This window comes from Microvirga sp. KLBC 81 (assembly GCF_003075415.1).
Lineage (GTDB): Bacteria > Pseudomonadota > Alphaproteobacteria > Rhizobiales > Beijerinckiaceae > Microvirga.
The window spans coordinates 1-13174 of the sequence record NZ_QDAH01000005.1 but is presented as its reverse complement, the minus strand read 5'-3'; the positions used below and the strand labels follow the sequence as shown (position 1 = coordinate 13174).

The following is a 13174-nucleotide window of genomic DNA, read 5'->3' as shown; positions in this document are numbered from 1 at the left end:
TCAAGCCCTCTTGGCCCCGGCATCCTAGCGAACCGGGCTGCGGCTTCAAGCGGGGCGACGCCGGGGCTCGCCTCTCCTCCCCAGGGAGCGGACGAAACGATAGCCGAGCAGCACGGCCACGATGGCCGCGTAGATCAAGGGCTCCGGCGGCCAGGACTTGACCACGAGGATGAAGTGCAAAGCCGCCCCGATGGCAGCAGGATAAACCAGGCGATGCAGCCGCGCCCAAGCCTGCCCGCCCATGCGCCGGATCGCGGCATTGTTGGACGTGAGGGCCAGCGGCACGAGAATGACGAAGGTCGCCATGCCGATGGTGATGTAGGGCCGCTTCACGATATCGGCCCAGATCGCTGCAAAATCCAATCCCTGGTCGAGCACCAGATAGGTCACGAGGTGCAGGAGCGCGTAGTAGAAGGCGAGGAGCCCGAGAGCGCGGCGATAGCGCAGGAGGTTGATGGAAAACAGCTGGCGCAAGGGCGTGACCACAAGCGTCGCGATGAGAAAGCGGAACGCCCAGAGACCCAGCGCCTGCTCCAGGTAGCGCATCGGATCAGCGCCGAGCTGATCGGCGATGCCCGCATAGAAGAGCCACACCGCCGGAATGAAGCCGACGATGTAGACGAGAATCCTCGGCACCTGAGGCAGCGCGAAGCCCTTCTTCGCGCCTTGAACGGAAACTCGATCCGCCATCAATAGTATTTCCGCAAGTCCATGCCGTTATAAAGGCTCGCCACCTGCTCGGCATAGCCGTTGAACATGAGCGTGGGACGTCTCTTCGTGAACAACCCGCCCTCCCCGATCCGCCGCTCGGTCGCCTGGCTCCAGCGCGGGTGGTCCACATTCGGATTCACGTTGGCATAGAAGCCGTATTCGTTGGGCGCCTGCTTGTTCCAGGCGGTCTGCGGCTGCTTCTCCACGAAGCTGATGCGTGTGATCGACTTGATGCCCTTGAAACCGTATTTCCAGGGCACGACAAGGCGGATCGGCGCGCCGTTCTGGTTCGGCAGCGTCTCACCATAGAGGCCAACCACCAGGATCGTGAGCGGGTGCATGGCCTCGTCCAGCCGCAACCCTTCCCGGTAAGGCCAGTCGAGCACGGGGAAGACCGAGCGCAGCCCCGGCATTTCGTCGGGACGATTGGCTGTTTCGAAGGCCACGTATTTCGCGCTGCCGAGCGGCTCCACGCGCTTGATGAGATCCGCCAGCGGGAATCCGACCCATGGGATCACCATGGACCATCCCTCGACGCAGCGCATGCGGTAGATGCGCTCCTCCAGGGTCGAGGACTTGATCAGGTCCTCGATGCCGATCTCCTGAGGCTTCGATACCAGCCCGTCGACCTTCACCGTCCAGGGAGAGGTCTTGAGCTTTCCCGCATTCTTTGCCGGATCGCTCTTGTCGACGCCGAACTCGTAAAAGTTGTTGTAGCTCGTCACGTCCTCACGGCTCGTGAGCTTCTCATCTGTCGAGAAAGGACTCTTGGCGGCCGACAACGGCGCAGCTTCCAATCCCTTCGGCAGGGCTGCGGCCAAGGCAAGCCCGGCGGCCCCGACCATCCATTGCCGCCGGTTGAGATAGACCTCCCGAGGCGTGATCTCGGAGGCAAGGATATCGGAGGAGTAGCGGATCAACACGGCGAAACCTCGTTTAAAACCCACATGATAGGGGTACACCCGAGAATGCCAACGGTGCCTTCACGTTTCCGTGTGGAATCTCACGCCGTGGCGATGCGCTTGCCCTGCTCGTCGAAAAGGTGAGCCTGATGGGCAGCCGGCTTCAGGGCCACGGCCTCACCCGGTTTCAACGCACAGCGCTCCCGCAGCACGACCGTGAGATTGCCGCCCTCCGCCTTCACGAGCAGCGTGGTGTCGGACCCTGTGGGCTCCACCACGGAAACGGTGGCCGGGATGGAATTCGGGGTTCCAGCCGGCGCAATCTGAAGATGCTCGGGCCGGATGCCATAGGTGATTTCGGATCCAAGGCTGACAGGAAGCTTGATGTCCAACGGCAGAACGGCGCCGCTCGGAAGGACAAACCCGTCCGGACCGTAGCGCCCCTCGATGAAGTTCATGGCCGGCGAGCCGATGAAGCCTGCCACGAAGCGGTTGGCCGGACGGTCGTAGAGCTCCAGCGGCGCGCCGATCTGCTCCACCACGCCGTCATGCATCACCACGATCTTGTCGGCCATGGTCATGGCCTCGATCTGGTCGTGGGTGACATAGATCGTGGTGGTCTTCAGCCGCTGGTGCAGTTCCTTGATTTCGGCACGCATCTGCACGCGCAGCTTGGCGTCGAGATTGGAGAGCGGCTCGTCGAACAGGAACACCTGCGGGTCGCGCACGATGGCCCGGCCCATGGCGACGCGCTGGCGCTGGCCGCCGGAAAGCTGGCGCGGATAGCGATCGAGAAGCGATGCGAGGCCGAGCGAGCTTGCGGCCTCCGACACGCGTTTTTTCTGCTCAGCCAGGCTCACGCCTTTCAACTTGAGCGAGAACGCCATGTTCTCCGCGACCGTCATATGCGGGTAGAGCGCATAGGACTGGAACACCATGGCGATATCGCGATCCTTCGGCGGCACGTCGTTGAGGACGCGAGGGCCGATGCGGATGTCGCCGCCGGTGATATCCTCCAATCCCGCAATCATGCGCAGCAGCGTCGACTTTCCGCAGCCCGAGGGGCCGACCAGAATGACGAATTCGCCATCCTGGATGTCGATGTCGACACCTTTGATGATCGAGACGGGGCCGAAGGACTTTCGGACATCGCGGATCGAGACATTGGCCATTCTGTTCTCCCTCAGGCGTTCCAGGCTTGCGTGGCCCGGACGAATTTCTTGGTGATCTCGCGCGGATTGGTGATGGCCGTTCCCACCACCACCGCATGGGCGCCGCGCTTGAAAGCCTCTGCGACGAGATCAGGCGTATCGAAGCGGCCCTCGGCGACGACCGGCACCGGGAGAGCGGCGACCAAGGCCTCCAGCAGTTCCAGATCGGGTCCTTCGCCTCTGCGCGCGATCGTCTCTTCCGTGTAGCCCGAAAGCGTCGTCGCCACATAGGTTGCGCCGCAAGCGTGCGCCGCCTTGGCTTCGACCAGCGTGGCGATATCGGCAAAGACTTCCTTCCCGAGCTCATCTCGGATGCGAGCGATCAGGCGCCCCACCGGCTCGCCGTCGCGCGGGCGCGCGGTGGCGTCGATGCCGATGATGTCGGCGCCTGCCTTCGCAATTCGTGCGGCATCCCTAAAGCCGGGCGTGATGTAGACCGGGAAACGGTCGTCCCACACCTTCGAGATGCCGATGATGGGCAGAGCGGTCATAGCACGGATCGCCGCGATATCCTCCACGCCGTTGGCGCGAATGCCCTGCGCGCCGCCCGCCTCCGCCGCGCGGGCCATGGCGGACATGTGGACGGGCCCGTGCAGCGGATTGTCCGCACGGGCCTGGCATGAAACGACGAGGGCGCCTTCCGGGATCAGCATGCTACTTCACCGCTCCCGCGGTCATGCCCTGGATGAACTGACGCGACAGGGCGATGTAGAGAAGCGTGATCGGCGCCGCCGCAATGGTGAGGCCGGCAAACAGCATGCCCCAATCCGTGGTGTACTCGCCCATGAAGGTGGTGAGGCCCTGCGGCAGCGTCTTGTAGGCGTCGGTCTGGATGAAGACGAGCGGAAAGAAGAAGTCGTTCCAGATCGGCACCGCATTCTGAATGGCGGCGATCGCCATGGGCGGGCGCGCCAGCGGCAGCATGACGGACCACATGATGCGGGGCTCCGACGCACCATCGATGCGGGCCGCATCCTCAAGCTCAGCCGGAAGGGAGCGCAGGAAGCCCGCCATGATGAACACGGCAGACGGCAGGCCGATGGCCGTGTAGGTGGCGATCAGGCTCCAGCGGCTGTCGAGAAGGTTGAGATCGCGCAACAGGATGAAGAGCGGAATGACGGCGAGCTTCAAGGGCAGCATCAACCCCGCCAGGAAGAACAGCAGGATGAAGGTGTTGGTGCGTGATTCATACCGCGCCACCGCATAGCCCGCCATGGTGCCGAGCACGAGGATCAGCAGGATCGAGATGCCGGTCACGATGATCGAGTTGACGAAATAGGTCGGCATCGCGGTTTCGCCGAGCACTTTGGCGAAGTTATGCACCTGCGTGAAATCGGGCAGCGCGAAGGGGTGCTCGAAGATCTCGCCCGTCGTCTTGAAGGCGGAGAGCACCATCACCACGACCGGATAGAGCATGATGAACGAATTCGCGATCAGGATCACCTGCGCCAGGAAGGCGAAGGAGATCGGCTGCCGCGAAGACGAAGAAATAGGGGAAGATTTGGCCAAGGCGGTCAAAACTGGATCTCCCGACGGCGCAGCCACAAGGTGAGAATAGACGCGAAGACGACGATGAAGAGGAAGATGAGCGTGGCGAGCGCAGAGCCCAGCCCGAAGTTCTGGATGCTGGCGCTCTGGTTGCCGAAGGCGGTGCGGTAGAAGACGAGGCCCAGCACATCGGTCGAGCCGAAAGGCGAACCGTCGAGGCCTACCATCACATAAGGAATCTCGAACCAGTTGAACGCGCCAATGAAGAGCAGCGTGAAGAGAATGGTAGTGCTGGGGGCCACCAGCGGCCACACGATATTCCTCAGCAACTGCCACTCACTGGTGCCGTCAAGCCGCGCCGCCTCGATGATCTCGGAGGGAATGCGCTGCATGCCGGCGAGATAGACGAGCGTCGGGAAGCCGACGAAGTGCCAGGCATTGGCGAGGAAGAGCGCACCGAGCGCGGTCGAGGAATCGCCAAGCCAGGGCTTCGCCCATGAATCGAGGCCGACCGAATAAAGCGCTTGATTGATGACGCCGAAATTCGGATTGAGGAAGAGCTTCCAGAGGAAGCCCACGATGATCGTCGACAGAACCACCGGCACGAACACCGCCACCCGGTGGAAGCGGAAGCCGAAGGGCTCCTTGTAGAGGAGCCAGGCGAGGAAGAACCCGCCGCCGTTCTGGATGATCATGAGTGCCACGAGCGCGTAAGTATTGTGCAGGAACGCGTTCCACACGGTCGGCGCCATGGTGGCGCCGAAGAGCACTTCCTTGAAATTCGCCAACCCCACGAACTCGCCGCGCGCCAGCCCGCGCCATTCATAGAAGGCGTAGGCGAAAGCCGAGAGGATCGGATAGACCACGAACAGCGACATGAACACGACCGGCGGGACGACGAGAAACGCCACCCAGCTGAGATGCTTCAAAGTGCGGGCCTGTTTGGGCGAGACGGGCATGGGACAAGCTTTCGGATAAGAGCGGCGGATGAGATACATCCGCCGCTCTCAGGTCAGAGACTTACTTCTGGAACGGCTTGTAGTAAGTCGCGATGCCCTTGTTGATCTCGGCAGCTGCCTGCTCAGGCGTCTGCTGGCCGGCGAGCATCTTCTGCACATTGGATTGCAGCAGCACCGAGCCGCTCGGCTCCTGATAGCGGAAGCGCACGAGCATCAGGTAGGACATGGAGTTCTCGGCGAGCTTCGCCACTTCCTGCGTGATCGGGTCCTCGATCTTGATGCCCTTGATCGGCGACAGGTTCTTCAGGGTGTTGGTGAAGGCCGTGCCGTATTCAGGCGTCGCGAGATAGCGCACGAACTTCAGAGCGGCGTCCTTCTTCTCGCTTTTCGCGTTCACCGCATAGCCGCCGTCATAGTAGGTCGCGACGAGCGCCTGGTCGCCTGCCTTCAGGACCGGCGCCGGGAACACGCCGAGATCGAGCGTGGGGTTCTGGTTCTTGAAATTCGCAACCTCATAGGAGCCGCCCGCGAACATGGCCGCGCGGCCCGCCACGAAGAGCTGCTGCGAGGACGGATAATCGACGCCGGTGAAGTTCGGCGAGAAGTACTGGCTGATGTCCTTCAGCTTGGCGAGAGCGTTGACGAAGCGCGGATCGGTGAAGTTCGCCTTGCCGGAGACGATGTCTTCCTCGAACTGCTTGCCGAGCATGGAGGACAAAAGACCGCCGACGATGGTCTCGTTCTGCCATGCGGTGGCCGTGCCGTTGGCAAACGGCGTGATGTTCTTGGCCTTCAGGGTCTGAGCGAGCGTCATCAACTCGTCCCAGGTCTTCGGCGGGTTCACGCCGTTATCCTTGAAGATCTTCTTGTTGTAGACGACGAGCTGCGCCTGCATGGCGAAGGGAACGGCATAAACCTTGCCGTCGGCGCGCAGCGTCTCGGCGGCGAGGGCTGCATCAGGGAAGTTCGCGAGCTCCGGCACGTTCTGCTTGTCGAGAGCGAGCAGGTAACCCGGGGTCGCGATCGTCTCCAGGTTGCCATAGGCGCGAACCTGGATCACGTCCGGCCCGCGGCCGGCGGCGAGCGCGGTGGAGAGGATGGTCTGGTAGTTCTCGGGCGCATAGGTCTCGAACTTGATCGAGATGTTCGGCTCCTTCGCCTGGAACTTCTTGATGGCGTCCTGGTAGAAGGCCTTGTCCTCCTGGCGCCAGCTCCAGAAGGTCAGCTCGGTCTGCTGGGCCATGGCGGCGGTGCCTGAGAACAGGATGGTGCCGGCGGCAACGCCCATCAGAATGCGTCGGGTCAGTGTCATTGTCGGTTCCCTCAGTGTTGAAATCCTAGAGCATCGGACCCAAAAGTGGGAACCACTTTTGGGGTTGATCCGATGCCCCTTTCTTGAAGAGCACATCGTGCGGAAAACCGGGTCCACTTTTCACCGACGTGGACCTTCGGTTCCGTACGATGCGCTAACCGCTTGTCTCGGCTGCGATCACGAGCACTGTCGCATCATCATGCGTTTTCACACGCGGATAATCTCCCGACCGGAGATCGCTGCGCTCCAGCGCCCGCAATTCGTCGATCAACTCCTCTCCCCTCCCCTTGGCCAGAGCGGCATGGAGGGATCGATCCGTGTAAGCTGAAAAGATATCCACGAGGCGCATGAAGCCGTCGGTCGCGAGCACGATCACCTCGCCCGCCTGTACCTGCGCCTCGAACCGCAGCTCACGTCCGGCCCAGGGCAGGGATGGGCTCACGACCCAATAGCCATCCGGCCGATTGAGCCTGGTGCGGTTCTCCAGAACCTGGCGCCTCACCGCCTCCGGCATCTGTCCCGGCTCGTGGCCTCCAGCCTCCAGAGCGGCGAGCGTCTTCCTCTCGAGGGGCTTCGCCCGCTCGTCCGTCCAGCGCACGATGCCCTGCTCCGCAGGCACGAGAGCCACCACGTCCCCAAGGAAGAAGCCCTCGACCATCAGATTTCCAGCTTCAGCCTCGCGAGCCTGAATCAAGGCCAGGCATGCCGAGGGAGCATGGTGAACATGGTGGCCGGGAAGATGGGCTGTGACAGCCTGGAACATGCCCCGAACCTCGGCTTCGAGCCGCCTCAGGTGGTCCGCTCCAGGGCGCTGCTCGCCTACCAATCTTTCCAGAGTCTCGCCGATGACGCCCGCGAGCCAAGCCGCATCGCTGCCCCCCTTGGTCAGCTGCTCCGTCGAAAGACCTGTGGCGCCATCGATGATCCAGGCCGAATGGCCGTGCAGGCCCAACCCGTCCTCATTGATACGGGAGCCGCTCAAGGATTGCCGGTACAAGGACCGGAAAAGGGTTCTAGGGCCAGTCAGGGTCACCCCTAACTGGTCTCATATTGGTCGCCCCGTGTCCATACTGGTCTTAAGGGCTGTTCACACCCCATAGGGTTAGAGGGGCAACCCGGTGTAGTTCTCGGCCAGGGACTTGGAGGCGGCCTCGGAGGAGACGAGATAGTCGAACTCCGTCCGCTGCATCCGACGGCCGAAGGTGTCGGTGTCGGGGAAGGTGTGGAGAATCGAAGTCATCCACCAGGAGAACCGCTCCGCCTTCCAGACCCGGGCCAACACCCGGGCCGAATAGCCGTCGATCCCGGCGGACGAGCGCTCCTGATAGAACTCGGTCAGCGCCTCGGCCAAGGCTCCGACATCGCTGGCGGCGAGGTTCAGCCCCTTGGCTCCCGTAGGCGGCACGATGTGAGCGGCATCGCCCGCCAGGAACAGGCGACCGAAACGAAGCGGCTCGGCCACGAAGCTGCGCAACGGCGCGATGGACTTCTCGATAGAGGGACCGGTGACGAGCTTTTCCGCCGTTTCTTCGTCAACGCGCCGACGCAGCTCATCCCAGAACCGGTCGTCGGACCAGTCTTCGACTCGTTCGCCGGAGGGAACCTGCACATAATAGCGGCTGCGGCTGGGAGACCGCATGGAGCAGAGAGCAAATCCCCGCGCGTGGTGAGCATAGATCAGTTCGTCCGCCACGGGCGGGCGATCCACCAGAACACCGAGCCAGCCAAAGGGATAAACACGCTCATACGTCGTCAGCGACCCCGCCGGAACGCTGGCGCGACACACGCCATGAAAGCCGTCGCATCCGGCAACGAAATCGCAGGCGATTTCCTGCGTAACGTCGTCCTTCACGAAACGGACCTTCGGTTTGTCCGTGTCGAAGTCGTGAATCGTGACGTCACCGGCCTCGTAGATGGAAACCTCTCCGGACGCATCGCGCGCATGCATGAGATCGCGTGTCACTTCCGTCTGGCCGTAAACCGTGACTGTCCGCCCGATCAGCTCGCGGAAGTTGAAGCGGTGCTTGTCACCATCGAAGCAGAATTCGACACCATCATGCACAAGGCCATCGGCATGCATGCGCTCGCTGACCCCTGCCTTTTCCAGAAGCTCGACGGTGCCCTGCTCCAGCACTCCGGCCCGGATACGGCCGAGCACGTAGTCCCGGCTGCGCCGCTCGACGATGATCGTCTCAATCCCCGCTTCATGCAGAAGCTGCCCGAGCAGAAGCCCCGCGGGGCCTGCGCCGATGATCGCAACCTTGGTGCGCATTGTCGTTTCCTCCTGCATGACGTCGTGTGCGACGCCCCTTGTTCGTTCTTGCTCGTCCCCTGCCCCTCAGACCGCGCATCTCAGGAAGCGAACCGCCCCTTGGTTTGCGGCGTTCACCGGAAAAGGAGATGATGCGATGGCTGAAGACAGGAAAAATCCTGGTGATGAAGATGCACCTGGCACCAAGCAAACGGGTGAAAACATCTGCCCCACCTGCAGCGGCTCCGGCCAGTTGAACCAGAGGCCTTGTCCTGATTGCGGGGGAAGCGGCAGAGTGACGGTCATCGTCGGCGATGCCTAATGCTCAGCGTTTGCTGACGGCGAAAAGCTCATGGTGCTGACGAGCGCCTGCGCCTTGTTCAAACCGGCGGCTGTTGCCATCACCATCTGAGGCAGCACGATCCATTCCAGGGCCCACGCGGCGCCCGAGCGCTCATTCTCATGCACGAGCGCCTGATGCAGCGTGCCGAGCAGGCCAGCATTGTAGCGCGCCAAGGTGACGAGCAGCTCGGCCTGCACCGGATTGGACTTGTGCGGCATGGCGGAAGACCCGCCGCCGGAAGCAAGGCGCACTTCGCCGACCTCGTTCTGCACCATCAGGGCGACATCCTGCCCGATCTTGCCGAGGGTTCCCGACAGAAGCGAGAGAAAGGCCGCGAACTCGCCGATGCGGTCCCGTTGCGAGTGCCAGGACGGTGCATAGCCAAGACCTAAAGTCTCAGCCATGGCATCGGCGACTGCATCGCCATGATCCTTCATCTCGCCGCGCGTACCGATGGGGCCGCCGAGCTGAACCACGAGAAGGCGCGGCGCGAGATTGTCGAGACTCTCGGCGTGCCGTTCCAGCGGCTGCAGCCATGTATTGATCTTGTGCCCGGCAGTGAAAGGCAGCGCACGCTGCATGCGCGTATGAGCCATCAGCTTCACCGCACCATCCCGCGCACGCAAATTGCGAAGAGCTGAGACCAGTTCAGTGATACGGTTTCCGAGAATCTCGATGATGCTCTTCAGTCGAACAATAAGCGCCGTGTCGATGATGTCCTGGCTGGTCGCGCCGAGATGGACAGCCTTGGCGTGAGGCTCCCCGACAGCAGCCCGGAGTTGCTTGACGAGTTCAGGAACAACAACACCATCCTGAGCAAGCCCCTCCGCCAGTTTCGGCCAGTCGGGACGGAACGAATGGCTGGCCTCCGTGATCCTTTGCGCGGCTTCCTCATCGATCAACCCGACTTGAGCCTGAGCCCTCGCGAGTGCGGCTTCGACTTCGAGCATCGCCGAGAGTTCGGCTTCGTTGGAGAAGATAGCCCCCACGGCCTCATCGCCAACGAGAGTCTGCAGCAAGGAAAAGGGAAATGCCTGCATGGCGAAGCTCCTCAGCAATCAGACCGCCTCAAGGGCAATCGCGATGCCCTGCCCCACGCCGACGCACATGGTGGCGAGCGCACGCTTCTTAGCCATGAGCTTCAGCTCCAGCGCCGCCGTGCCGGTGATGCGAGCCCCCGACATGCCGAGCGGATGACCGAGCGCAATCGCACCACCGTTCGGATTGACGTGCTCCGCATCCTCCGGGATGCCGAGCTCGCGCAGCACGGCAATCCCCTGGCTCGCGAAGGCCTCGTTCAGTTCCACCACATCGAAATCCGTGGGCTTCAGCCCAAGCCGCGCACACAGCTTGCGCGTGGCCGGCACCGGGCCGATGCCCATGATGCGCGGCGGCACGCCCGCCGCGGCTCCGCCGATCACCCGGGCAATCGGCTCGAGGCCATATTTCCGCACGGCCTCCTCCGAGGCGATGATGAGGGCCGCCGCGCCGTCGTTCACGCCGGAGGCGTTGCCGGCCGTGACCGTGCCGTCCTTGCGGAACGGCGTCGGCAGCTTGGCGAGCTGTTCCAGGGTGGTGTCGCCGCGCGGATGCTCGTCCTTGTCCACCACCACCGGGTCGCCCTTGCGGCGCGGGATCGTCACCGGCACGACCTCCTGCGCGAAACGCCCCTTTTCCTGCGCGGCGGCCGCCTTCGCTTGAGAGCGCAAGGCGAAGGAATCCTGATCCGCGCGGGAGACGCGATAATCCTCGGCCACGTTCTCGCCGGTCTCGGGCATTGAGTCGACACCGTATTGTTGCTTCATCAGCGGGTTGATGAAGCGCCAGCCGATTGTGGTATCGTAGATCTCGGCAGCACGGGAGAACGCCGACTCCGCCTTGGGCATGACGAAGGGGGCGCGCGACATGGATTCGATCCCGCCCGCGATCATCAGATCCGCCTCGCCGGCCTTGATAGCGCGCGCTGCGGTGATCACCGCATCCATCCCTGAGCCACAGAGGCGGTTGATGGTCGTGCCAGCCACGGAACCGGGCAGCCCTGCCAGCAGCAGCGCCATGCGGGCGACATTGCGGTTGTCCTCGCCAGCCTGGTTGGCGCAGCCAAAGATCACGTCATCGACGGCCTCGAAGTCGATCCCAGCATGGCGCTCCATCAGGCTTTTAAGCGGAATGGCCGCGAGATCGTCGGCACGGATGCTCGACAGAGCACCGCCATAGCGGCCGATGGGCGTGCGTACATAAGCGCAGATGTAGGCCTCACGCATTGTCAGCTCCCCTTCCTGCCGCCATGGGCCCGTTCGGTTCGCGCCTGGAGCTCGCGCAAGGTGGTGAGCTCGAGTTCAGTGGGCGGCGGCGTCTCTTCGAGCCGCTCGGAGAAGCGTACCTTCCAGCCGCAGGTGTCCTGCACCTGTTCGCGCGTCACGCCCGGATGCATGGAGACGACCGTGAATTCCTTGGTCTCCGGATCGGGCTTCCAGAGCGCGAGATCGGTGATCAACAGCGTCGGTCCCTCGGTGGTGATGCCGAGACGCTGGCGGTGATTCCCACCCTCGCCATGGCCGAAGGAGGTGTAGAAATCGATTGTCTCCACCATGCCGCGCGTGGCCTGCTTCATGGTGATGAACACTTGTTTGCAGGAGGTCGCGATCTCGGGCGCGCCGCCGCCGCCGGGCAGGCGCACCCTGGGCTTGTGATAATCACCGATCACGGTGGTGTTGATGTTGCCGAAGCGGTCGAGCTGGGCAGCCCCCAGGAAGCCGATGGAGATGCGCCCGCCCTGCAGCCAGTAGCGGAACATCTCCGGCACCGAGACGGTGGTGAGCGCCGTCTCGCACAGCTCGCCGTCACCGATGGACAACGGCAAAACATTCGGCGCGGTGCCGATAGTGCCGCTTTCATAGATCAGGGTGATGTCCGGCGCATGGGTGAGACGGGCCACATTGCAGGCCGCCGACGGCGCACCAATACCGACGAAGCACACATCGTCGTTGGACAGAGCGCGTGCCGCCGCAATCGTCATCATCTCGTTCGGCGTGAAATCGGAGATCGTCGTCATGCTCACAGCCCTTTCACGCGCTCGGCGAAGGCTTCAGGGCCTGCCTCGAGAACATTCTTCCTCATCCATGTCATGAAGAGATCGCGGTCGGCCGACACCTTGTCCCATTCGAGATAGGCCGCATTGTCGCGCTCGTAGTAACCATGGGTATAGGACGGGTGCGCTCCTCCCGGCACATGGGCGATGGATGTGATCGTCCAATGAGGCAGCACGCAGAGGTTGGGGTGCAGATCGTCGAAGTCGTCCACGATCTCCTCCACCGTCACCACGGCGCGCCTGGAGGCCAGCACCACCTCCTTCTGCACGCCGATGATGCCCTCGACCAGCACGTCGCCACGCTTGCTCGCCTTCTGCGCATGGATGAAAGCGACATCGGGACGATGCGCCGGCACAGCGGCGAGTTCCTCGCCCGTGAACGGACAAGTGATGCTGCGGATCTCAGGGTTCACGTCCTTGAGTCCTGCGCCGCGATAGCCGCGGAAGATGGCGCAGGGCAGCCCGGCGGCTCCCGCTTCATAGGCATTCGCCATGGCTGCGTGACTGTGCTCCACCGTCTCGATGGAACGCGGCCAGCCGTTCTCGATGGCGTCGCGCATGCGGCGCAGCAGACCGACACCCGGATTGCCGGCATAGGAGAAGACAACCTTCCTCACGAGGCCCATGCCGATCATCTGGTCATAGATGATGTCGGGCGTCATGCGGATCAGCGTGAGATCCTTGCGCCCCTGGCGGATCGCCTCATGGGCGGCCGCATGAGGAATGAGATGGGTGAACCCCTCGAAAGCGACGGTATCCCCATCCCTGAGGTTGTCCCTGACAGCGTCGTGAAGGCTTTGAAACTTGGCCATGCTGCTCACAATCAGATATCGAAAAACACGGTTTCCTTCTCACCCTGCAGATGGATGTCGAAGGTATAGGTCGGCACGCCGTTCTCCTCGCCGC

14 protein-coding genes are annotated in these 13174 nt (G+C 62.8%); 1 reads left to right on the top strand and 13 read right to left on the bottom strand.

Features of this window, described 5'->3' with window-relative positions; all coding sequences use genetic code 11:
- Nucleotides 1-45: 45 nt before the first annotated feature.
- From msrQ to pobA, 9 genes are all read right to left on the bottom strand, one after another.
- Nucleotides 46-690, bottom strand: a complete 645-nt coding sequence (gene msrQ, locus DC522_RS05255; protein WP_116527655.1) for a protein-methionine-sulfoxide reductase heme-binding subunit MsrQ — start codon at nucleotides 688-690, stop codon at nucleotides 46-48.
- Entirely contained in the window at nucleotides 690-1634 is a 945-nt protein-coding gene (msrP, locus tag DC522_RS05250) for a protein-methionine-sulfoxide reductase catalytic subunit MsrP (RefSeq protein WP_116527654.1), read from the bottom strand. The genes msrQ and msrP overlap by 1 nt, the downstream gene beginning before the upstream one ends.
- An 80-nt stretch (nucleotides 1635-1714) precedes the next feature.
- A complete protein-coding gene (locus DC522_RS05245; RefSeq protein WP_116527653.1) occupies nucleotides 1715-2785 on the bottom strand; it encodes an ABC transporter ATP-binding protein in 1071 nt (356 codons plus the stop codon).
- An 11-nt stretch (nucleotides 2786-2796) separates the two neighbouring features.
- Nucleotides 2797-3477 carry an N-acetylmannosamine-6-phosphate 2-epimerase gene (locus DC522_RS05240; protein ID WP_116527652.1) on the bottom strand — a complete coding sequence of 227 codons (681 nt, stop codon included), beginning with the start codon at nucleotides 3475-3477 and terminating at the stop codon, nucleotides 2797-2799.
- A 1-nt stretch (nucleotide 3478) separates the two neighbouring features.
- Nucleotides 3479-4342: a carbohydrate ABC transporter permease gene (locus DC522_RS05235; RefSeq protein ID WP_116527651.1), complete on the bottom strand. Its 864-nt coding sequence runs from the start codon at nucleotides 4340-4342 to the stop codon at nucleotides 3479-3481.
- On the bottom strand, nucleotides 4339-5310 hold the full coding sequence (locus DC522_RS05230; protein ID WP_245443983.1) for a carbohydrate ABC transporter permease: 972 nt from the start codon (nucleotides 5308-5310) through the stop codon (nucleotides 4339-4341). Before DC522_RS05230 ends, DC522_RS05235 begins: the two co-directional genes overlap by 4 nt.
- Nucleotides 5311-5332: 22 nt before the next feature.
- Nucleotides 5333-6583, bottom strand: a complete 1251-nt coding sequence (locus tag DC522_RS05225) for an extracellular solute-binding protein (RefSeq protein ID WP_116527650.1) — start codon at nucleotides 6581-6583, stop codon at nucleotides 5333-5335.
- A 154-nt stretch (nucleotides 6584-6737) separates the two neighbouring features.
- Complete coding sequence (locus DC522_RS05220; RefSeq protein ID WP_116527649.1) at nucleotides 6738-7616, bottom strand: protein phosphatase 2C domain-containing protein; 879 nt, start codon at nucleotides 7614-7616, stop codon at nucleotides 6738-6740.
- A gap of 69 nt (nucleotides 7617-7685) precedes the next feature.
- Entirely contained in the window at nucleotides 7686-8855 is a 1170-nt protein-coding gene (gene pobA / locus DC522_RS05215; protein ID WP_116527648.1) for a 4-hydroxybenzoate 3-monooxygenase, read from the bottom strand.
- Nucleotides 8856-8991: 136 nt separating this feature from the next.
- Here pobA and DC522_RS34650 point away from each other — a divergent pair, with 136 nt between their 5' ends.
- Nucleotides 8992-9156, top strand: a complete 165-nt coding sequence (locus tag DC522_RS34650; protein WP_165820058.1) for a hypothetical protein — start codon at nucleotides 8992-8994, stop codon at nucleotides 9154-9156.
- On the opposite strand, the gene DC522_RS05210 is transcribed toward DC522_RS34650, so the two are convergent.
- From DC522_RS05210 to DC522_RS05195, 4 genes are read right to left on the bottom strand one after another with little or no spacing between them, the layout of a single operon-like run.
- Entirely contained in the window at nucleotides 9153-10217 is a 1065-nt protein-coding gene (locus DC522_RS05210; protein ID WP_116527813.1) for a 3-carboxy-cis,cis-muconate cycloisomerase, read from the bottom strand. The genes DC522_RS34650 and DC522_RS05210 overlap by 4 nt on opposite strands.
- An 18-nt stretch (nucleotides 10218-10235) precedes the next feature.
- Nucleotides 10236-11441 (bottom strand): 3-oxoadipyl-CoA thiolase, encoded by a 1206-nt coding sequence (gene pcaF / locus DC522_RS05205; RefSeq protein WP_116527647.1) that lies wholly within the window; start codon nucleotides 11439-11441, stop codon nucleotides 10236-10238.
- A gap of 2 nt (nucleotides 11442-11443) precedes the next feature.
- Nucleotides 11444-12232 carry a CoA-transferase subunit beta gene (locus DC522_RS05200; protein WP_116527646.1) on the bottom strand — a complete coding sequence of 263 codons (789 nt, stop codon included), beginning with the start codon at nucleotides 12230-12232 and terminating at the stop codon, nucleotides 11444-11446.
- 2 nt (nucleotides 12233-12234) lie between these two features.
- On the bottom strand, nucleotides 12235-13080 hold the full coding sequence (locus DC522_RS05195) for a CoA transferase subunit A (RefSeq protein WP_116527645.1): 846 nt from the start codon (nucleotides 13078-13080) through the stop codon (nucleotides 12235-12237).
- Nucleotides 13081-13174 lie beyond the last annotated feature (94 nt).